The organism is Polaromonas sp. P1_G1 (assembly GCF_056405595.1).
Window position 1 is genome coordinate 1 of sequence record NZ_JBFUBU010000021.1, and the last position, 18,013, is coordinate 18,013.

Sequence of the window (18,013 nt, forward strand, 5' to 3'; positions counted from 1 at the left end):
TTTGCGGCCGTTGGCTTCGAGGATGTTCACATCGCCGGCGTCTTTGGATTTGAATTTGTTAATCATGTATAAGCTCCTCAAGTTGGTCAGACAGGCCATTATGGAAAATTATGGAAAGTTTTTGAACCTGTGTATGTAGGCAGGTTTCACTTCCTGGGGCCGTGGGGCTTTGCAGGTGCGGGCGCGGGGCGGGCCGCGCGGCTCAAGCAAAATAGCGGCCTATGTTCAATATCGCCACTGTCCCCAAGTCGGCCCGCCAGGCGCTCAGCCAGGACGGCCTGAGCCTGCTGAACCCGGCCGAGCTGACGGCCACGCTGGAACTGGGCGCGGCCTGGGCGCCGGCCTGGAATGCGCTGACGGCTTCCTGGGACAGGCTGCCGCCGGACGCCCACCTGAAGGACGGCGGGCATTACCGCAAGCGCCGGCATTCGTGTTTTGTGCAGGAGCTGGCCGCGGGCACGCTGGTGCAGACACCGCACCGCGCGCACTGGCAGCCGACGGATTACAACGCGCTGCACGGCGGCTTTGAGCGCTGGTTCGAGCCTGTGGAGCCTGCCGTGGCGGGCGCCACGGCGTGGACCGACCTGATAGCCGGCCTGGGCAAGCTGTTTGCCCAGGTGCAGCCGGCCGAGCGCTGGCACATCGAGGCTCACCAGTTCCGCATCGACACGGCGGGCGGCGTGGGCCGGCCGACGCCGGAGGGCGCGCACCGCGACGGCGTGGACTTTGTGGTGGTGATGATGGTGGCGCGCCACGGCGTGAAGGGCGGCGAGACCCGGGTGTTCGATGCCAACGGCCCGCACGGCGTGCGTTTTGTGATGCGGGAGCCGCTGACGGCGCTGCTGCTGGACGACGCGCGGGTGATCCACGAGACCACGCCGATACTGCCGGCCGACGACCAGCCCGATTCAGGCTACCGAGACACGCTAGTGCTCACTTACCGCGCGGCAGCCTTTCAGGCACCCTGAGCGCCGGGGCCGGGCTCCCGGTCCACCACTTGCCTTCCCGTCACAAAGTCTTGCAGGCCTTGCGGTAAAACCCGCTTGACGGATTTAGTTTAAACCTAAACAATTAAGGCAAGATTAATCCAGAGAGTACGCTTTCATGCACATTCTTTGCCTGGGCGGTGGTCCCGCAGGTTTGTATTTCGCCCTGCTGATGAAGCTGCAGAACCCGGCCCACCAGGTGACGGTGGTGGAGCGCAACCGGCCTTTCGACACCTTTGGCTGGGGCGTGGTGCTGTCGGACCAGACCCTGGGCAACCTGCGCATAGCCGACCCGGTCAGCGCGCAGCTGATCGGCGATGCCTTCAACCACTGGGATGACGTGGAGGTGTTCTTCAAGGGGCGATCCGTGCGCTCGGGCGGCCACGGCTTTTGCGGGATCGGGCGCAAGCGCCTGCTGAACATCCTGCAGGAGCGCTGCATCGCGCTGGGCGTGGACCTGGTGTTCGAGACCGACGTGCAGGACGACCAGGCGATCGCGGCGCAGTACAAGGCCGACGTGGTGATCGCGAGCGATGGCCTGAACAGCCGCATCCGCAACCGCTATGCGGAGACCTTCAAGCCCGACGTTGAGCTGCGCGCCTGCCGTTTTGTCTGGCTGGGCACGCACAAGACTTTCGACGCCTTCACCTTCGCGTTTGAGCAAACCGAGCACGGCTGGTTCGCCGCGCACGCCTACAAGTTTGACGAGAACACCTCGACCTTTATCGTGGAGACGCCGGAAGCGGTGTGGAAGGCCCACGGCCTGGACCAGATGAGCCAGGAGGACGGCATTGCTTTCTGCGAGCGCCTGTTCGCCAAGTACCTGGACGGCAACGCGCTGATGAACAACGCCACGCATGTGCGCGGCTCGGCGATCTGGATACGTTTTCCTCGCGTGGTGTGCGAGCGCTGGGTGCATGACGCCACCATCGATGGCAAACAAGTGCCGATTGTGTTGATGGGTGATGCGGCGCATACCGCGCATTTCTCGATCGGCAGTGGGACCAAGCTGGCCTTGGAAGATGCGATTGAATTGACCAACTGCTTTGCCCAGCACGGCGATGCCACGGCAGCGCTGCAGGCCTATGAAGCGCTGCGCTCGGTTGAGGTGCTGAAGATACAGAACGCGGCGCGCAACTCGACCGAATGGTTCGAGAACGTGGACCGCTACAGCGGCATGGAGGCCGAACAGTTCTTTTATTCGCTGCTGACGCGCTCGCAGCGCATCAGCCATGAGAACCTGCGCGTGCGCGATGCGGCCTGGCTGCAAGGCTATGAACAATGGCTGGCCAAGAGCAATGCTGCCCATGCGCCGCCACCCATGCTGCTGCCGCTGAAGGTGCGCGAACTCAACTTAAAAAACCGCATTGTCGTGTCGCCCATGGCCACCTACAGCGCGGTGGACGGCGTGCCGCAGGACTTCCACCTGGTGCACCTGGGTGCGCGGGCGCTGGGCGGCGCGGCGCTGGTGTTTGTGGAAATGACCTCGCCCTGCCCCGAAGGCCGCATCACGCCGGGCTGCCCGGGTTTGTGGAACGACACGCAGGCCACGGCCTTCAAGCGCATCGTGGATTTTGTGCATGCCTCCGGTGCGGGCGCGAAGATAGGCCTGCAGCTGGGCCACAGCGGGCCCAAGGGCTCGACGCAGGTCGGCTGGGAAGCGCCCGACGAGCCGCTGCCGACCGGCAACTGGCCGCTGCTGGCGGCAAGCGCTGTGGCGTATGGCCCGACCAACCAGGTCCCGCAGGCGATGACGCGTGCCGACATGGACCGCGTGAAGGCGGAGTTTGTGCAAGCTACGCGTTACGCCGCCGAGGCCGGCTTTGACTGGCTGGAGCTGCATTGCGCGCACGGCTACCTGCTGTCGAGCTTCATCACGCCGCTGACCAACCAGCGCACGGACGACTACGGCGGCAGCCTGGAGAACCGCTGCCGCTTTCCGCTCGAGGTGTTCAGCGCCATGCGCGAGGTGTGGCCGGCGCACCGGCCCATGAGCGTGCGGATCTCGGCGCACGACTGGGCGCCGGGCGGCAACACGGCGGACGACGCGGTGGCGATTGCGCGCACGTTCAAAGCCGCGGGCTGCGATTTCATTGACGTGTCCTCGGGCCAGACCACGCGCGCGGCCAAGCCGGTCTACGGCCGCATGTACCAGACGCCGTTTGCCGACCGTATACGCAACGAGGTGGGCATACAGACCATCGCCGTGGGCGCGATCTCGGAAGTGGACCACGTCAACAGCATCATCGCCGCGGGCCGCGCCGACCTGTGCGCGATCGCTCGCCCGCACCTGGCCGACCCGGCCTGGACGCTGCACGAAGCGGCCAAACTGCAAAGCCGCCACGTGAACTGGCCCCAGCCCTACCTGAGCGGGCGCGACCAGCTTTACCGCGAGATCGCCAAACAGAAAGAGATGGCCGTTCAGGCCGCTCAAGCCGAGCGCGGCCAGGCCACCGCCGGCAAATAGCAATAGACAACAGAGATAGCAGGCAAAAGCCAACACCCAGGAGACCCCCATGGACATGGAAGCACGAGGCCATAGCGAACACCCCGAAGCATTGCGGCTCTGGCTGCGCATGCTGACCTGCACGCAGCTGGTGGAAAAGCAGGTGCGCACCCAGCTGCGCGAACAGTTCGACACCACGCTGCCGCGTTTTGACCTGATGGCGCAACTCGAGCGCAGCCCCGAGGGCCTGAAGATGAACGAGCTGTCACGCCGCATGATGGTGACGGGCGGCAAYGTCACGGGCATCACCGACCAGCTGGTGGCCGAAGGGCTGGTGGAGCGCGTGGATGTCGAAGGCGACCGCCGCGCCTACCGCGTGCGCCTGACGCCGCGCGGGCGCAAGCTCTTCGACGAGATGGCGAGCGAGCACGAAGCCTGGATCGTCGCGGCTTTCGAGGCCCTGTCGCCGCGCGAAGTCGAATCACTGCACAAGCTGCTGGGCAAGGTCAAGCAGCACCACAACCAACTCGCCGACACCAAACTGGAGACGACATGAAACACTACATCGGCCTGGCCAACCCCATGCGCGCGCATTTCGACGCGATGGCCCATTACCAGGCGGAGCATTTCGCCTACTCCTTCGATGCCGGCGTCGCGACGCTGACGCTGAACCGGCCCGAGCGCAAGAACCCGCTGACCTTTGATTCCTATGCCGAGCTGCGCGACCTGTTCCGCACGCTGAACAGTGCGACCGACGTGAAGACGGTGGTGATCACCGGCGCGGGCGGCAACTTCTGCTCGGGCGGCGACGTGCACGAGATCATCGGGCCGCTGACCAAGATGACCATGCCGGAAATGCTGGAGTTCACGCGCATGACGGGTGACCTGATCAAGGCCATGCGCCTGTGCCCGCAACCCATCATTGCGGYGATTGACGGTATCTGCGCCGGCGCGGGCGCCATGATGGCGCTGGCGGCCGACATGCGCCTGGGCACGGCCCAGGCCAAGACGGCTTTCCTGTTCACGCGCGTGGGCCTGGCCGGGGCCGACATGGGCGCCTGCGCGCTGCTGCCGCGCCTGATAGGCCAGGGGCGCGCCTCGGAGCTGCTGTTCACCGGCAGGGCCATGAGCGCGCAGGAAGGCCTGGCATGGGGATTCTTCAATGCGCTGCATGAGCCGCAAGACGTGCTGGCGCAGGCACAAAAGCTCGCGCAGGAACTGGCCGAAGGCCCGACCTTCGCGCACGGCATGACCAAGACCATGCTGCACCAGGAATGGGCCATGACGCTGGACCAGGCGATCGAAGCCGAGGCGCAGGCGCAGGCCATCTGCATGCAGACGCAGGATTTCACGCGCGCCTACAAGGCGTTTTCAGCCAAGAAAAAACCTGTGTTCCAGGGTGATTGAACATGAAATCGACGACCGCCCACCTGGCGCTGCCTTTTTTTGACGAGGTTCACCGCGAGCTGGGTTCACGCTTGGCCGGGTGGATGCCCCAGCAGCACATCGACGAGAGCGACGACCGCAAGGCCTGCAAGGAGTGGGTGAGCCTGCTGGGCGCCGAGGGCTGGCTGCGCTACTGCGTGCCGGCGGGCAAAGACGGCGCGCTGGGCGGCGCGCTGGAAAAACTCGATTCACGTGCGCTGGTGATCCTGCGCGAGACGCTGGCCTTTCATTCGCCTTTGGCCGACTTCGCCTTTGCGATGCAAGGACTGGGCAGCGGCGCCATCACGCTGGCGGGCACGCCGTCGCAGCAGGCGGCGTATTTGCCCTTGGTGGCCAGCGGCAAAAAGATCGCGGCCTTTGCCTTGAGCGAACCCGATGCGGGATCTGACGCCGGCGCCATGGCGACCGCGGCCACGGAAACCGGCGAAGGCTGGGCGCTGAACGGCAGCAAGACCTGGATCAGCAACGGCGGCATCGCGGATTTTTACGTGACCTTCGCCAAGACCGACCCGCAGGCCGGCACGCGCGGCATCACGGCCTTTATCGTCGACGCCGACAGCACGGGCCTGGACAGCAGCGAGCACATCGCCGTGATGGCGCCGCACCCGCTGGCCACGCTGAAGTTCGCACACTGCAAGTTGCAGAAGGATGCGCAGCTGGGCGCGCTGCACGGCGGCTTCAAGCTGGCCATGCAGACGCTGGACATCTTCCGCGCCTCCGTGGCGGCCGCCGCGCTGGGCATGGCGCGCCGCGCACTGGCCGAGGCGGTGCGCTTCTCCAAAGAACGCAAGATGTTCGGCCAGACCCTGGCGGACTTCCAGCTCACGCAGGCCAAACTCGGCGAAATGGCGGCGCTGGTCGACGCGGCCGCGCTGCTGACCTACCGCGCCGCCTGGATGCGCGACGAGAGCGAGCGCCTGGGCAGCGGTGCGCGCATCACCGCCGAGCCGGCCATGGCCAAGATGACGGCCACCGAGAACGCGCAAAAAGTCATCGACATGGCGCTGCAGATGCACGGCGGCCTGGGCGTCAAGGTGGGCACCAAAGTGGAAAGCCTGTACCGCGACATCCGCTCGCTGCGCATTTACGAAGGCGCGACCGAAGTGCAGCAACTCATCATTGGAAAGGCCGTACTGCAATCATGAGCACCTCTGTCTTCGACCCCGAGCTTCCTTCCGCTGAAACGATGCCCGCGGCGCCCTCCGCGCAGGCGGACCGCTTTGTGCACGACCGCCTGCCGCCGCCTGAACAGCTGCCGCGCATGGTGTATGCACTGCCCGAGCTGCGCGTCCCGGCGCGGGCCAACCTCGTGCAACACCTGTTCGACAAGGCCTTTCGCGAGGGGCGCGCGGACAAGCCGCTGCTGCGCTCGGACAAGATCACGCTGACCTACACCGACGCGCTGGAGCGTGTGAACCGGATTGCGCAGGTGCTGACCGAAGACTTCGGCCTCAAGCCCGGCAACCGGGTGCTGCTGCGCGGCGGCAATTCGATAGGCATGGCGCTGGCCTGGTTGGGCGTGGTCCAGGCCGGGCTGGTCGCGGTGGCGACCATGCCGCTGCTGCGCGCCAAGGAGCTTGGCGAGATCATCGAAAAAGCCCGGCCCGCGCTGGCCTTGTGCGATGCCGGCCTGCTGGAGGAACTGCAGGCGGCGCAGGCGCCGGGCGCCACGCTGCCCACCATTGTCCCCTTCAATGTGATGGACGCGCCGGGATCGCTGGCCGTGCTGTCGGCGCAGAAAGACGGGAAGTTCACGCCCTGCCCGGTGGCGGCCGACGATATCGCGCTGATGGCCTTCACCTCGGGCACCACCGGCAAGCCCAAGGCCGCCGTGCACACGCACCGCGACGTGCTGGCTGCCTGCGAAGCCTGGCCGCGCCATGTGCTCAAGGCGAAGCCTGACGACATCGTGGTGGGCTCGCCGCCGCTGGCCTTTACCTTCGGCCTGGGCGGCATGCTGATTTTTCCGATGTGGGCGGGCGCCTCCGTGTATTACCCTTCGATTGGCTACACGCCGGAAGCCATGGTCAAGCTCATCAACCAGGTCGGCGCGACGGTCTGCTACACCGCGCCCACGTTTTACCGGCAGATGGCCCCCTTTGCCAAACAGCACGGCGTGCCCGGCCTGCGGCTGTGCGTGAGCGCCGGCGAGAGCCTGCCGGACGCCACGCGCCAGCTGTGGAAGGACGCCACCGGCATCGAGATGGTTGACGGCATAGGCGCGACCGAGATGTTCCACATCTTCATCTCAGCTGCCGGCGCCGAGGTGCGCCGCGGCGCCATCGGCAAGGTGGTGCCCGGCTATACCGCCAAGGTGGTAGACGAGACGGGCGCGGAAGTGCCGCGCGGCACCATCGGCAAGCTGGCCGTCGTGGGGCCGACCGGCTGCCGCTACCTGGACGACGCGCGCCAGGGCAACTATGTGAAGAACGGCTGGAACTACCCGGGCGATGCCTTCATGCAGGACGCCGATGGCTATTTCTTCTACCAGGCGCGCGCCGACGACATGATCATCACGGCCGGCTACAACGTGGCCGGGCCGGAGGTGGAAGACGCGCTGCTCAAGCACCCGGCCGTGGCCGAGTGCGGCGTGGTCGGCCTGCCCGATGAAGACCGCGGCATGGTGGTGAAGGCCTTCATCGTGCTCAAGCCCGGCGAGGCCGCCGGCGACACACTGGCCAAGGCTTTGCAAGACCACGTCAAGGCGACGCTGGCGCCTTTCAAGTACCCGCGCCAGGTCGAATTTGTGGACAAGCTGCCGCGCACCGAGACCGGCAAGCTGCAACGCTTCAAGCTGCGCCAGCCATGAAGTTCAGCGCTCCCAAGCTCGTCCGCTTCCACCACTGCGACCCGGCCGGCATCGTCTTTTACCCGCAGTTCTTTTACCTGCTGCATGAGGTGCAGGAAGACTTTCTGGCGCACATCGGTTTTCCGGAGCACAAGCTGATCGCCGGCGGCACCGGCGTGCCCATCGTGGATCTGAAGACCGAGTTCCTGGGCATGTGCCGCAACGGCGATGTGCTCACGATCACGCTGGAATTGACGCGCATCGGTAACTCGAGCCTGGGCATGCAGTACGAAGTCCACGGTGAGGCCGGCGACATCAGGCTCAGGGCGCATGGCGTGGTCGTCTATTCCGAAGTTCCCCACGGCAAGCCTGTGCGCATTCCCGAAGCGCTGCGCAGCGCGCTGCTGCCTTATCTGCAACAAACATCCCCTGGAGACGCATGATCAAGAAACTACAACCCCCCGGCTGGGCCGAACCCAAGGGCTACGCCAACGGCATGCTGGCGCGCGGCGCGCTGCTGTTCGTGGGCGGCCAGATCGGCTGGAATGCGAAGCAGGAGTTCGAGAGCGACGATTTCATCGCACAGACGAAGCAGGCGCTGCAGAACATCCTGGCGGTGCTCCAGGCCGGCGGCGCCGGGCCCGAACACATGGTGCGCATGACCTGGTACGTCGTCGACAAGGTGGAGTATGTCGCCAGGCTCAAGGAGCTGGGCGGAGCCTACCGCGAGGTCATGGGCAAGAATTTCCCGGCCATGACCTGCGTCGAAGTGGCGGGCCTGGTGGAAGACCGTGCGCAGGTGGAGATTGAAGTGACGGCGGTGGTGCCGGACTGAGTGTTCGGTCTTTCGAGTGGCGATGCCGGCATCGCCGTTCGGGGACCATGAATCACGGCACGCATGAATGCGGGCCGGAAAGCAAAACGCCTGCTGATGCAGGCGTTTTGCTGTGAGTCCGGAGACTCACGTGTTGGTTGCGCGGGCAAGATTTGAACTTACGACCTTTGGGTTATGAGCCCAACGAGCTACCAGGCTGCTCCACCGCGCGGTATATCTGTATTGTAGCTTACTCTGCCTTGGCCGCGTCAGCGGTAGTGTCTTCCGACACTTCAGGACGGTCCACCAGTTCGACCAAAGCCATGGGTGCATTGTCGCCAACGCGGAAACCCATCTTCAGGATGCGGGTGTAGCCGCCTGGACGAGCTTTGTAGCGCGGGCCGATTTCAGCGAACAGCTTGACGACCATGTCGCGGTCGCGCAGGCGGTCGAATGCCAGGCGCTTGTTGGCCAGCGTGGGTTCTTTGCCCAGGGTGATCATGGGTTCCACCACACGGCGCAATTCCTTGGCCTTTGGCAGGGTGGTCTTGATGACTTCGTGCTGCAGCAGCGAGTTCATCATGTTGCGCAGCATGGCGAGGCGGTGCTCGCTGGTGCGGTTGAGTTTACGTAGTCCGTGTCCGTGGCGCATGATGTGTTTCCTTTTTTAAAATCCAGGCAGCCGTATCAGGTACTGCCCGTGCGAGACCCCGTTCAGGGATCTTGTTTCAATTATCGCTTATCGAGGCCGGCGGGGGGCCAGCTTTCCAGGCGCATTCCGAGCGTCAGGCCGCGGGAGGCCAGCACTTCCTTGATCTCGTTGAGCGATTTACGTCCCAGATTGGGGGTCTTGAGCAGCTCGTTCTCAGTGCGCTGGATCAGATCGCCAATGTAGTAAATGTTTTCCGCCTTGAGGCAGTTCGCCGAGCGCACGGTGAGTTCGAGCTCGTCGACAGGACGCAGCAGGATGGGGTCGAACTGCTGCGAGCTGCGCTGAACGGGTGCGTCAAACGCGGCCAGTTCGTTGCCTTCGAGCTGCGCGAACACCGCCAGCTGCTCAACCAGGATCTTGGCCGAGGCACGGACAGCATCTTCAGCCGTCACGGCGCCGTTGGTCTCGATTTCCAGCACGAGCTTGTCGAGGTCGGTGCGCTGCTCGACGCGGGCGCTTTCCACGATGTAGCTCACGCGCTTGACGGGCGAGAACGACGCGTCCAGCACGATACGGCCGATGGACTTCGGCGACTCGTCGCCGTAGCGGCGCTGGTTGCCCGGCACATAGCCGCGGCCGTTTTCAACCTTGATCTGCATGTCGATCTTGCCGCCGTGCGACAGGTTCACGATCACGTGCTCAGGGTTGATGATTTCCACGTCGTGCGGCGTCTGGATGTCGGCGGCGGTCACGGGGCCTTCGCCGTCCTTGCGCAGGCTCAGCGTGACTTCGTCGCGGTTGTGGAGCTTGAACACCACACCCTTGAGGTTCAACAGGATGTTGACGACGTCTTCCTGCACACCGTCGATGGACGAGTACTCGTGCAGGACACCCGCGATGGTGACTTCAGTGGCGGCGTGGCCGACCATGGAAGACAACAGTACGCGGCGCAGCGCGTTGCCCAGCGTATGGCCGTAGCCACGCTCGAACGGCTCCAGAGTCACCTTGGCGCGGTTGGCGCCAAGCTGCTCGACATTGATGGTTTTTGGTTTCAACAAATTGGTCTGCATGCAGTCTTCCTCTCAATACCCTCGGTTCGTTACACCGATAAGGCCGGCGAAGCACACCCTGGCGATACGGTGCCCCGTATCGCAGGAACGAAAAATTAGCGTGAGTACAACTCGACGATCAACGATTCGTTGACGTCGGCGGCAAACTCGTCGCGGTCAGGAACCTTCTTGAAGGTGCCTTCGCCCTTGTCGGCGTTCACATCGACCCAGGCGGGCAAGCCGACCTGTTTTGCGAGCTCGAGGGCTTCGGTGATGCGGGTCTGCTTCTTCGACTTGTCGCGCACGGCGATGATGTCGCCGGCCTTGACCATGTACGAAGGAATGTTGACCGAACCGCCGTTGACCGTGATGGCCTTGTGCGACACCAGCTGGCGTGCTTCAGCGCGGGTCGAGCCGAAGCCCATGCGGTAGACCACGTTGTCCAGGCGGCATTCCAGGATGAACAATAGGTTGGCGCCGGTGTTGCCCTTGCGGCGATCGGCTTCTTCGAAGTAGCGGCGGAACTGCTTCTCGAGCACGCCGTACATGCGCTTGACTTTTTGCTTCTCGCGCAGTTGCAGGCCGAAGTCGGAGGTGCGGGTACCGGAGGTACGGCCGTGCTGGCCTGGCTTGGAGTCGAATTTGGCCTTGTCGCTGATGGCGCGGCGTGCGCTCTTCAGGAACAGGTCGGTGCCTTCACGGCGGGATAGTTTGGCCTTGGGGCCTAGGTAACGTGCCACTTGAGTGTCCTTTTGTCATCTGCTGCATTTACATGCAGGAGCCGGAGGTCGTGACCTGCCGGCGGTGGGCTTGGTAAAAATGCCTGGTATCTGACGGACTGGAAACAACCCGTCGGACAGCCAGGCACGGGGGATTAAATGCGGCGGCGTTTTTGCGGGCGGCAACCGTTGTGCGGAACCGGGGTCACGTCGGCGATCGAATTGATCCGGATGCCGAGTGCGCCCAAAGCGCGGACAGACGATTCGCGGCCGGGACCAGGACCCTTGATTTCAACGTCAAGGTTCTTGATGCCCTGTTCAATGGCGGCGCGGCCTGCCACTTCCGAAGCGACCTGCGCTGCGAAAGGGGTGGATTTGCGCGAACCCTTGAAGCCCTGGCCACCGGAGGAAGCCCAGGACAAAGCATTGCCCTGGCGATCCGTGATGGTGATGATCGTGTTGTTGAAAGAAGCGTGCACGTGGGCGATGCCATCGGCCACGTTCTTGCGAACTTTCTTGCGAACGCGCTGTGCGGCGTTATTGCTTGGTGATTTTGCCATGACGACCTCTCAATTATTTCTTCAAAGCTGCGGCGGCCTTGCGCGGACCCTTGCGGGTGCGGGCATTGGTCCGGGTGCGCTGGCCGCGCATGGGCAGGCCACGACGGTGGCGGAAGCCGCGGTAGCAGCCGATGTCCATCAGGCGCTTGATGTTCATCGTGGTTTCACGACGCAAGTCACCTTCGATGGTGAACAGGGCGATCTGCTCACGGATTTTTTCCAGGTCGCCATCGGTCAGGTCTTTGACCTTTTTGGCGTAGGCGATGTCGCATGCTTCGCAAATTTTGCGAGCGCGCGTGCGACCGATGCCAAAGATAGCAGTCAAGCCGATTTCGGCGTGCTGCTGCGGCGGAATATTGATACCAGCGATACGAGCCATGTTCGTCCTCTAAAACTCTTGAAATCAGCCTTGACGCTGTTTGTGGCGTGGGTCCGTGCAGATCACACGGACAACGCCCTTGCGACGGATAACCTTGCAATTGCGGCAAATCTTCTTGACCGAAGCTGAAACTCTCATTTCTATTACTCCTAAACTTTCACTCTGTGCTTACTTGGCACGGAAAACAATGCGTGCGCGCGATAAATCGTAAGGCGTCAATTCAACCGTTACCTTGTCACCGGGGAGGATGCGGATGTAGTGCATACGCATTTTTCCCGAGATGTGCCCCAGTACAACATGTCCATTTTCCAGCTTCACCCTGAAAGTCGCATTGGGGAGGTTTTCTACAACCTCGCCTTGCATCTGGATCACATCGTCTTTAGACATATCCCATCAAATATCCAGTTAACCGCCCAGTGACGTCTTGAAGTTCGCCTTTTTAAGCAACGACTCATACTGTTGCGACATCATGTAGTTCTGCACCTGGGCCATGAAATCCATGGTCACCACGACAATAATCATCAACGACGTGCCGCCGAAATAGAAAGGCACGTTGTATTTCAAAATCAGAAACTCCGGCAGCAAACACACGAACGTGATGTAAACCGCACCTGCCAGCGTCAAGCGCACCAGGATTTTGTCAATGTAGCGAGCCGTCTGGTCCCCTGGCCGGATGCCGGGAATGAAAGCGCCGCTCTTCTTCAGGTTGTCCGCCGTTTCACGGCTGTTGAACACCAGGGCCGTGTAGAAGAAGCAGAAAAACACAATCGCGCTGGCATACAGCATCACGTAGATCGGTTGGCCGGGCGTCAGCGTGCTGGCGATGTCTTTCAACCAGCGCATGCTGTCACCGGCGCTGAACCAGCCCACCACCGTCGCCGGCAGCAAGATGATCGACGAAGCGAAGATCGGAGGGATCACGCCCGCCATGTTCAGCTTCAGCGGCAAGTGCGACGACTGTCCGCCGTAGACCTTGTTGCCCACCTGGCGCCGCGCATAGTTCACAAGGATCTTGCGCTGGCCCCGCTCCACGAACACCACAAAATACGTTACCAGCACAACCACGGCGACGATCAGGATGGCGATCACGATGCTCATGGCGCCGGTTCGCACCAGCTCCAGCAAGCCGCCCATCGCATTCGGCAGGCCGGCCGCGATACCCGCAAAAATCAGGATCGAGATGCCGTTGCCCAAACCACGCTCGGTCATYTGCTCRCCCARCCACATCAAAAACATAGTGCCGGCCGTCAGGCTGAAAACCGCCGTCATACGGAAGCCGAAACCAGGCACCAGGACCAGGCCCGGAGAGCTTTCCAGTGCCACGGCAATACCCATGGACTGGAACAATGCCAAAGCCAGCGTGCCGTAGCGCGTGTACTGGGTGATCTTGCGGCGGCCGCTTTCACCCTCTTTTTTCATCTGCTCGAACGTCGGAACGACGTAAGTCATCAGTTGCATGATGATCGAGGCCGAGATGTACGGCATGATGCCCAAGGCAAACACCGTGAACCGCGACAGGGCACCACCCGAGAACATATTGAACAGGTTCAATATGCCGCCTTGCTGGCCCTTGAAAAGCTCTTTCAGCTGGCCAGGGTCAATCCCCGGCACCGGGATGTGCGCGCCGATGCGGTACACCACCAGGGCCAGCAGCAAAAACACAAGCCTGTTGCGCAGATCACCGTACTTGCCGGTTTTCGCAATTTGAGCCGAGTTGGTTGCCACTGATGTATCCAGTCAGGTATTAAGCGACGAAGCCGCCGGCGGCTTCGATCACGGCCTTGGCAGCCGCCGTGGCGGAAATGCCGTTCAGCTTGACAGCCTTGGTCAGTTCACCGGTCTTGATGACCTTGACGTTCTTGGCGAGCTGGCCCACCAGGCCGGCCGTCTTCAGTGCCAGCAGGTCCACTTCGGCCAGGCCGAGTTGTTCCAGCGCACCGAGAGTGACTTCGGCGTTGAACTTCAGCAGATGCGACTTGAAGCCACGCTTTGGCAAGCGGCGCTGCATAGGCATTTGACCGCCTTCAAAGCCCACCTTGTGGTAGCCGCCCGCGCGGGACTTCTGGCCCTTGTGGCCGCGGCCCGACGTTTTGCCCAGGCCGGAGCCGATGCCGCGACCGACACGGCGCTTGGCATGTTTGGCGCCTTGGCCAGGCTTGATTCCGTTCAATTCCATGATGAGTCTCCGCTCAGACAATCTTGACCAGATAGCTGATCTTGTTGATCATGCCGCGTACTGCGGGCGTGTCCTGCAGTTCGCTGACGCTGTTGACGCCACGAAGGCCCAGACCGCGCACGGTGGCGCGATGCGATTCCTTGGTGCCAATCGGGCTGCGAACCAGCTGGACTTTTACTTTGGTTTCTTTGGTCATTTCAATGCCGCCTTAGCCGAAGATTTCTTCGACTGATTTACCACGCTTGGCCGCAATTTCAGAAGCGGTCGTGGAGTTGTTCAGTGCATCCATGGTGGCGCGCACCATGTTGTAGGGATTGCTCGAACCATGGCTCTTGGCCACGATGTCGGTAATGCCCATGACTTCGAAAACAGCGCGCATCGGGCCGCCGGCAATGATGCCGGTACCCTTGGGAGCCGGCGCCATCATGACGCTGGCTGCACCGTGGTGGCCGAAAACATTGTGGTGGATCGTGCCGTTCTTCAACGAGACCTTGGTCATGTTGCGGCGCGCTTCTTCCATGGCCTTCTGCACGGCTGCCGGCACTTCTTTCGACTTGCCCTTGCCCATGCCGACGCGGCCGTCACCGTCACCAACCACCGTGAGTGCGGCGAAACCGAGGATACGGCCGCCCTTCACGACTTTGGTCACGCGGTTGACCGCGATCATTTTTTCCTTCAGACCATCGTCTGGAGCGTCGTTGTTCGATTTTGCTTGAAACTTAGCCATACTTAATTCCAGTCTGCTTAGAACTGCAAACCAGCTTCGCGAGCCGCATCAGCCAGCGCTTTGACGCGGCCGTGGTACGCAAAACCGGCGCGATCAAACGCCACTTTTTCAACACCTGCCGCTTTTGCCTTTTCGGCAATGCGCTTGCCAATGGCTTGCGCAGCAGCAACGTTTCCGCCCTTACCCGAGGCGCCGATGTCCTTGCGCACTTCGACTTCCGCGGTGGAAGCGGCAGCCAGCACCTTGGTGCCGTCGCCAGAGATAACCGTGGCGTAGATGTGCAAGTTGGTACGGTTGACGGTCAGACGGGCAACACCTTGCGTGGCAATGCGAATGCGGGTCTGGCGTGAACGACGAAGGCGCTGCTCTTTTTTGGTCAACATGATGCAGCTCCTTATTTCTTCTTGGTTTCTTTGATCGTGATTTTTTCATCCGAATAACGGATGCCCTTGCCCTTGTAAGGCTCGGGAGGACGGACGGCGCGCACTTCGGCGGCGATCTGTCCCACACGCTGGCGGTCGGAACCCTTGATGATGATTTCGGTCGGCGTAGGCGTTTCCACCTTGATACCGGCCGGCATGTCCATCACCACCGGGTGAGAGTAACCCACCGTCAGGTTCAGCTTGGCGCCTTGGGCCTGGGCTTTGTAACCCACGCCGATCAGGCTGAGCTTTTTCTCAAAGCCCTTGGTCACGCCGGTCACCATGTTGTTCACGAGCTGGCGCATCGTGCCGCTCATGGCATTGGCTTCACGCGAATCGTTGGCCGGCACAAAGGTCAGCTTGCCGGCATCGTTCTTGATGGTGACAAGCGCGTTTTGCGTCAGCGCCAGGGTGCCGAGGGTGCCCTTGACATTGATCTGGTCTTCTTTCATGGCCACGTCCACGCCCTGGGGCACGGTCACTGGCATTTTTCCTACACGAGACATTTCAGTTTCTCCTCAATGCCGCCGTTAGGCCACGTAGCAAAGCACTTCACCACCGATACCGGTAGCGCGGGCTTTACGATCAGTCATGACGCCTTGCGGGGTCGTGACAATTGCCACGCCAAGGCCGTTCATGACCTGGGGGATGGCGCCATGGCCTTTGTAGACACGGAGACCGGGGCGGCTGACGCGCTCGATGCGCTCAATCACGGGGCGGCCTGCGTAATACTTCAGGGCGATTTCCAGCTGGGACTTGCCTTCGTCGGTCTTGACGGAAAAGCCATCGATGTAGCCCTCATCCTTCAGTACCTGCGCGATGGCAACTTTGACTTTCGACGACGGCACCAGCACAACAGCTTTTTCAACCATTTGTGCATTGCGGATGCGGGTCAACATGTCGGCGATAGGATCACTCATGCTCATTTTGTGGTTCTCCTATGCTTACCAGCTTGCCTTGGTGATACCAGGGATATCACCAGCAAAAGCCAACTCGCGAATCTTGGCGCGAGCCAGGCCGAATTGACGGAACGTACCGCGTGGACGACCCGTGATCGCGCAGCGGTTGCGCTGGCGGGTGGGGTTGGCGTTGCGGGGCAACTTTTGCAGCTCGAGGCGGGCCAGAGCGCGTTCGTCGTCCGAGCGCTTGGCGTCGTTGGACGTCGCCTTGAGTTCAGCGTATTTTTTGGCGAACTTGGCGGCGAGTTTCTCGCGCTTCAGTTCACGTTGCAGTAAAGCTTGTTTTGCCATGTCCCGCCTCAGTTCTTGAACGGAAAACGGAAAGCGGTGAGAAGTGCCTTGCACTCTTCATCGGTCTTTGCCGTGGTGGTGATGCTGATATTGAGACCGCGCAGGGCGTCAACCTTGTCGTAYTCRATCTCAGGGAAAATGATCTGYTCTTTCACGCCGATGTTGTAGTTTCCGCGGCCGTCGAAGGCCCGGCCGGAAATACCGCGGAAGTCACGCACGCGGGGCAGGGCCACGGTGACGAAACGATCGAGGAACTCATACATCTTCACGCCGCGCAGGGTCACCATGCAGCCGATGGGCAGGTCTTCGCGGATCTTGAAACCGGCGATAGCCTTCTTGGCCTTGGTCACGACGGGCTTCTGGCCGGCAATCTTGGTCATGTCGCCGACGGCGTTGTCCATGACCTTCTTGTCGGCAACAGCCTCGCTCACACCCATGTTGAGCGTGATCTTGGTGATGCGGGGAACCTGCATAGGCGAGGTGTAGCCGAATTTTTCAATCAGGCCGGGGGCGATTTTTTCGCGGTACTGGGCCTGCAGGCGAGCCTGCGGAGCAGCTTGTTGTACAGGTGCGGTCTTTGCCATGTTATGCAGCCTTGATTTCTTCGCCGCTGGACTTGAAGACGCGCACTTTTTTGCCGTCTGCCAGAAGCTTGATGCCAACGCGATCCGCCTTGCCGGTTGCGGCATTGAAGATTGCCACGTTCGACTGGTGAATCGGCATGCTTTTTTCGACGATGCCGCCGGTGGTGCCCTTGAGAGGGTTGGGCTTGGTGTGTTTTTTCACCAGGTTGATCCCGTCCACCAGCACGTAGCTGTCGTCTTTGCGCAGCGAAATCTTGCCGCGCTTGCCTTTGTCGCGACCGGCGATCACGATGATCTCGTCGCCTTTACGGATTTTGTTCATGGCGAGTCCTTACAGAACTTCAGGAGCCAGGGACACGATCTTCATGAACTTTTCAGTGCGCAGTTCGCGCGTCACTGGTCCGAAGATGCGGGTGCCGATAGGCTCCAGCTTGGCGTTAAGCAACACTGCTGCGTTGCCGTCGAATTTGACGAGGGAGCCGTCACCGCGGCGGATGCCCTTGGCGGTGCGAACGACCACTGCGCTGTAAACCTCGCCTTTTTTGACGCGGCCACGCGGAGCGGCTTCTTTGATGCTCACCTTGATGACGTCACCAACGCTGGCGTACCGGCGCTTGGAGCCGCCCAGAACCTTGATGCACATCACGGACTTGGCACCCGTGTTGTCAGCAACATCGAGCTTGGATTGCGTTTGAATCATTTAAATGTGTTCCCAACTTGCACCGGAAGGCAACCCCTTGGGATCACCAGCCAATCAGTCTTGGGCCTGTCGTCCACACCGCAAACCACTTGCGATGCTTCCGTTAGGCAGAATTCCTCGCCTTTTTAGAGCGAAGCCCACGATTATCACTAAATCACCCGGTACTGTCAACCGGCTGTTGTGAAAATATTCCCTTGGCGTTTCGGCAAGCGGCTTGGCCGGCCCCAAAGGCTCTGGAATCAGCCTGGTACCGGGCGTGCGAGGGGTAATTTTTCAGACATCAAATCCAGGCCAATTCCAATATAGGCATGGACG

Annotated in this window: 26 protein-coding genes and 1 tRNA gene; 8 read left to right on the forward strand and 19 right to left on the reverse strand. The window is 61.7% G+C overall.

Translation table 11 applies throughout. The features are described from left to right. The first annotated feature begins 221 nt into the window (after positions 1-221). From AC1D1Y_RS12240 to AC1D1Y_RS12275, 8 genes are all read left to right on the forward strand, one after another. Complete coding sequence (locus AC1D1Y_RS12240; RefSeq protein WP_477682586.1) at positions 222-968, forward strand: 2OG-Fe dioxygenase family protein; 747 nt, start codon at positions 222-224, stop codon at positions 966-968. A gap of 136 nt (positions 969-1,104) precedes the next feature. Continuing rightward, positions 1,105-3,453: a bifunctional salicylyl-CoA 5-hydroxylase/oxidoreductase gene (locus tag AC1D1Y_RS12245; RefSeq protein ID WP_477682587.1), complete on the forward strand. Its 2,349-nt coding sequence runs from the start codon at positions 1,105-1,107 to the stop codon at positions 3,451-3,453. 49 nt (positions 3,454-3,502) lie between these two features. Next, a complete protein-coding gene (locus tag AC1D1Y_RS12250; protein WP_436156926.1) occupies positions 3,503-3,988 on the forward strand; it encodes a MarR family winged helix-turn-helix transcriptional regulator in 486 nt (161 codons plus the stop codon). Continuing rightward, positions 3,985-4,839: an enoyl-CoA hydratase family protein gene (locus AC1D1Y_RS12255; RefSeq protein ID WP_477682588.1), complete on the forward strand. Its 855-nt coding sequence runs from the start codon at positions 3,985-3,987 to the stop codon at positions 4,837-4,839. Before AC1D1Y_RS12250 ends, AC1D1Y_RS12255 begins: the two co-directional genes overlap by 4 nt. Positions 4,840-4,841: 2 nt before the next feature. After that, entirely contained in the window at positions 4,842-6,023 is a 1,182-nt protein-coding gene (locus AC1D1Y_RS12260) for an acyl-CoA dehydrogenase family protein (RefSeq protein ID WP_477682589.1), read from the forward strand. Further along, positions 6,020-7,687: a benzoate-CoA ligase family protein gene (locus AC1D1Y_RS12265; RefSeq protein ID WP_477682590.1), complete on the forward strand. Its 1,668-nt coding sequence runs from the start codon at positions 6,020-6,022 to the stop codon at positions 7,685-7,687. Before AC1D1Y_RS12260 ends, AC1D1Y_RS12265 begins: the two co-directional genes overlap by 4 nt. Continuing rightward, entirely contained in the window at positions 7,684-8,109 is a 426-nt protein-coding gene (locus AC1D1Y_RS12270; RefSeq protein WP_477682591.1) for an acyl-CoA thioesterase, read from the forward strand. Before AC1D1Y_RS12265 ends, AC1D1Y_RS12270 begins: the two co-directional genes overlap by 4 nt. After that, positions 8,106-8,501: a RidA family protein gene (locus AC1D1Y_RS12275; protein ID WP_477682592.1), complete on the forward strand. Its 396-nt coding sequence runs from the start codon at positions 8,106-8,108 to the stop codon at positions 8,499-8,501. Before AC1D1Y_RS12270 ends, AC1D1Y_RS12275 begins: the two co-directional genes overlap by 4 nt. 134 nt (positions 8,502-8,635) lie before the next feature. On the opposite strand, the gene AC1D1Y_RS12280 is transcribed toward AC1D1Y_RS12275, so the two are convergent. The 19 genes from AC1D1Y_RS12280 to rplN all read right to left on the reverse strand — a co-directional run bounded on the left by AC1D1Y_RS12280 (position 8,636) and on the right by rplN (position 17,698). After that, positions 8,636-8,712, reverse strand: a tRNA-Met gene (locus AC1D1Y_RS12280). Positions 8,713-8,730: 18 nt separating this feature from the next. Further along, positions 8,731-9,132: a 50S ribosomal protein L17 gene (rplQ, locus tag AC1D1Y_RS12285; RefSeq protein WP_007869297.1), complete on the reverse strand. Its 402-nt coding sequence runs from the start codon at positions 9,130-9,132 to the stop codon at positions 8,731-8,733. 80 nt (positions 9,133-9,212) lie between these two features. Beyond that, positions 9,213-10,202, reverse strand: coding sequence for a DNA-directed RNA polymerase subunit alpha (locus AC1D1Y_RS12290; RefSeq protein ID WP_122954336.1), 990 nt, complete (start codon positions 10,200-10,202; stop codon positions 9,213-9,215). A 95-nt stretch (positions 10,203-10,297) separates the two neighbouring features. Continuing rightward, entirely contained in the window at positions 10,298-10,921 is a 624-nt protein-coding gene (gene rpsD / locus AC1D1Y_RS12295) for a 30S ribosomal protein S4 (protein WP_348045240.1), read from the reverse strand. Between the two features lie 134 nt (positions 10,922-11,055). Continuing rightward, positions 11,056-11,460 carry a 30S ribosomal protein S11 gene (gene rpsK, locus AC1D1Y_RS12300; RefSeq protein ID WP_007869288.1) on the reverse strand — a complete coding sequence of 135 codons (405 nt, stop codon included), beginning with the start codon at positions 11,458-11,460 and terminating at the stop codon, positions 11,056-11,058. Between the two features lie 13 nt (positions 11,461-11,473). Continuing rightward, the gene (gene rpsM, locus AC1D1Y_RS12305) at positions 11,474-11,839 is read right to left on the reverse strand and encodes a 30S ribosomal protein S13 (RefSeq protein WP_074579313.1); all 366 of its coding nucleotides are present in this window, start codon (positions 11,837-11,839) and stop codon (positions 11,474-11,476) included. A gap of 24 nt (positions 11,840-11,863) precedes the next feature. Next, on the reverse strand, positions 11,864-11,977 hold the full coding sequence (gene rpmJ, locus AC1D1Y_RS12310; protein WP_028820150.1) for a 50S ribosomal protein L36: 114 nt from the start codon (positions 11,975-11,977) through the stop codon (positions 11,864-11,866). Positions 11,978-12,007: 30 nt separating this feature from the next. Beyond that, the gene (gene infA / locus AC1D1Y_RS12315; RefSeq protein ID WP_007869286.1) at positions 12,008-12,226 is read right to left on the reverse strand and encodes a translation initiation factor IF-1; all 219 of its coding nucleotides are present in this window, start codon (positions 12,224-12,226) and stop codon (positions 12,008-12,010) included. 18 nt (positions 12,227-12,244) lie between these two features. Beyond that, positions 12,245-13,564 (reverse strand): preprotein translocase subunit SecY, encoded by a 1,320-nt coding sequence (gene secY, locus AC1D1Y_RS12320; RefSeq protein ID WP_477682593.1) that lies wholly within the window; start codon positions 13,562-13,564, stop codon positions 12,245-12,247. 19 nt (positions 13,565-13,583) lie between these two features. Continuing rightward, a complete protein-coding gene (rplO, locus tag AC1D1Y_RS12325; protein ID WP_477682594.1) occupies positions 13,584-14,015 on the reverse strand; it encodes a 50S ribosomal protein L15 in 432 nt (143 codons plus the stop codon). Positions 14,016-14,028: 13 nt separating this feature from the next. Beyond that, on the reverse strand, positions 14,029-14,211 hold the full coding sequence (gene rpmD / locus AC1D1Y_RS12330; RefSeq protein ID WP_122954340.1) for a 50S ribosomal protein L30: 183 nt from the start codon (positions 14,209-14,211) through the stop codon (positions 14,029-14,031). 12 nt (positions 14,212-14,223) lie between these two features. Then, on the reverse strand, positions 14,224-14,742 hold the full coding sequence (gene rpsE / locus AC1D1Y_RS12335) for a 30S ribosomal protein S5 (protein ID WP_092130234.1): 519 nt from the start codon (positions 14,740-14,742) through the stop codon (positions 14,224-14,226). Between the two features lie 17 nt (positions 14,743-14,759). Continuing rightward, positions 14,760-15,125: a 50S ribosomal protein L18 gene (gene rplR / locus AC1D1Y_RS12340; protein WP_411884579.1), complete on the reverse strand. Its 366-nt coding sequence runs from the start codon at positions 15,123-15,125 to the stop codon at positions 14,760-14,762. 11 nt (positions 15,126-15,136) lie between these two features. Continuing rightward, positions 15,137-15,670, reverse strand: a complete 534-nt coding sequence (rplF, locus tag AC1D1Y_RS12345) for a 50S ribosomal protein L6 (protein ID WP_477682595.1) — start codon at positions 15,668-15,670, stop codon at positions 15,137-15,139. Positions 15,671-15,694: 24 nt separating this feature from the next. Further along, on the reverse strand, positions 15,695-16,090 hold the full coding sequence (gene rpsH, locus AC1D1Y_RS12350) for a 30S ribosomal protein S8 (protein WP_122954342.1): 396 nt from the start codon (positions 16,088-16,090) through the stop codon (positions 15,695-15,697). A gap of 18 nt (positions 16,091-16,108) precedes the next feature. Further along, positions 16,109-16,414, reverse strand: coding sequence for a 30S ribosomal protein S14 (gene rpsN, locus AC1D1Y_RS12355; protein ID WP_411878484.1), 306 nt, complete (start codon positions 16,412-16,414; stop codon positions 16,109-16,111). A gap of 8 nt (positions 16,415-16,422) precedes the next feature. Beyond that, a complete protein-coding gene (gene rplE, locus AC1D1Y_RS12360; RefSeq protein ID WP_477653824.1) occupies positions 16,423-16,998 on the reverse strand; it encodes a 50S ribosomal protein L5 in 576 nt (191 codons plus the stop codon). A gap of 1 nt (position 16,999) precedes the next feature. After that, positions 17,000-17,320 carry a 50S ribosomal protein L24 gene (rplX, locus tag AC1D1Y_RS12365; protein ID WP_122954344.1) on the reverse strand — a complete coding sequence of 107 codons (321 nt, stop codon included), beginning with the start codon at positions 17,318-17,320 and terminating at the stop codon, positions 17,000-17,002. A 9-nt stretch (positions 17,321-17,329) separates the two neighbouring features. After that, positions 17,330-17,698 (reverse strand): 50S ribosomal protein L14, encoded by a 369-nt coding sequence (gene rplN / locus AC1D1Y_RS12370; protein WP_007869247.1) that lies wholly within the window; start codon positions 17,696-17,698, stop codon positions 17,330-17,332. Between the last annotated feature and the right edge of the window lie 315 nt (positions 17,699-18,013).

Excerpts from the sequence above, each read along its gene's own strand:
- AC1D1Y_RS12275 (WP_477682592.1), top strand. The coding sequence starts at position 8,106 with ATGATCAAGAAACTACAACCCCCCGGCTGGGCCGAACCCAAGGGCTAC.
- rplN (WP_007869247.1), bottom strand. The coding sequence starts at position 17,698 with ATGATTCAAACGCAATCCAAGCTCGATGTTGCTGACAACACGGGTGCC.
- rpsK (WP_007869288.1), bottom strand. The coding sequence starts at position 11,460 with ATGGCAAAATCACCAAGCAATAACGCCGCACAGCGCGTTCGCAAGAAA.
- AC1D1Y_RS12270 (WP_477682591.1), top strand. The coding sequence starts at position 7,684 with ATGAAGTTCAGCGCTCCCAAGCTCGTCCGCTTCCACCACTGCGACCCG.
- rplX (WP_122954344.1), bottom strand. The coding sequence starts at position 17,320 with ATGAACAAAATCCGTAAAGGCGACGAGATCATCGTGATCGCCGGTCGC.
- rpmJ (WP_028820150.1), bottom strand. The coding sequence starts at position 11,977 with ATGAGAGTTTCAGCTTCGGTCAAGAAGATTTGCCGCAATTGCAAGGTT.
- AC1D1Y_RS12290 (WP_122954336.1), bottom strand. The coding sequence starts at position 10,202 with ATGCAGACCAATTTGTTGAAACCAAAAACCATCAATGTCGAGCAGCTT.
- rplQ (WP_007869297.1), bottom strand. The coding sequence starts at position 9,132 with ATGCGCCACGGACACGGACTACGTAAACTCAACCGCACCAGCGAGCAC.
- rpmD (WP_122954340.1), bottom strand. The coding sequence starts at position 14,211 with ATGACCAAAGAAACCAAAGTAAAAGTCCAGCTGGTTCGCAGCCCGATT.
- AC1D1Y_RS12265 (WP_477682590.1), top strand. The coding sequence starts at position 6,020 with ATGAGCACCTCTGTCTTCGACCCCGAGCTTCCTTCCGCTGAAACGATG.
- rplO (WP_477682594.1), bottom strand. The coding sequence starts at position 14,015 with ATGGAATTGAACGGAATCAAGCCTGGCCAAGGCGCCAAACATGCCAAG.
- infA (WP_007869286.1), bottom strand. The coding sequence starts at position 12,226 with ATGTCTAAAGACGATGTGATCCAGATGCAAGGCGAGGTTGTAGAAAAC.
- rpsH (WP_122954342.1), bottom strand. The coding sequence starts at position 16,090 with ATGAGCATGAGTGATCCTATCGCCGACATGTTGACCCGCATCCGCAAT.
- AC1D1Y_RS12240 (WP_477682586.1), top strand. The coding sequence starts at position 222 with ATGTTCAATATCGCCACTGTCCCCAAGTCGGCCCGCCAGGCGCTCAGC.
- AC1D1Y_RS12245 (WP_477682587.1), top strand. The coding sequence starts at position 1,105 with ATGCACATTCTTTGCCTGGGCGGTGGTCCCGCAGGTTTGTATTTCGCC.
- rplF (WP_477682595.1), bottom strand. The coding sequence starts at position 15,670 with ATGTCTCGTGTAGGAAAAATGCCAGTGACCGTGCCCCAGGGCGTGGAC.
- rpsN (WP_411878484.1), bottom strand. The coding sequence starts at position 16,414 with ATGGCAAAACAAGCTTTACTGCAACGTGAACTGAAGCGCGAGAAACTC.
- rpsM (WP_074579313.1), bottom strand. The coding sequence starts at position 11,839 with ATGGCTCGTATCGCTGGTATCAATATTCCGCCGCAGCAGCACGCCGAA.
- AC1D1Y_RS12260 (WP_477682589.1), top strand. The coding sequence starts at position 4,842 with ATGAAATCGACGACCGCCCACCTGGCGCTGCCTTTTTTTGACGAGGTT.
- rpsE (WP_092130234.1), bottom strand. The coding sequence starts at position 14,742 with ATGGCTAAGTTTCAAGCAAAATCGAACAACGACGCTCCAGACGATGGT.
- rplR (WP_411884579.1), bottom strand. The coding sequence starts at position 15,125 with ATGTTGACCAAAAAAGAGCAGCGCCTTCGTCGTTCACGCCAGACCCGC.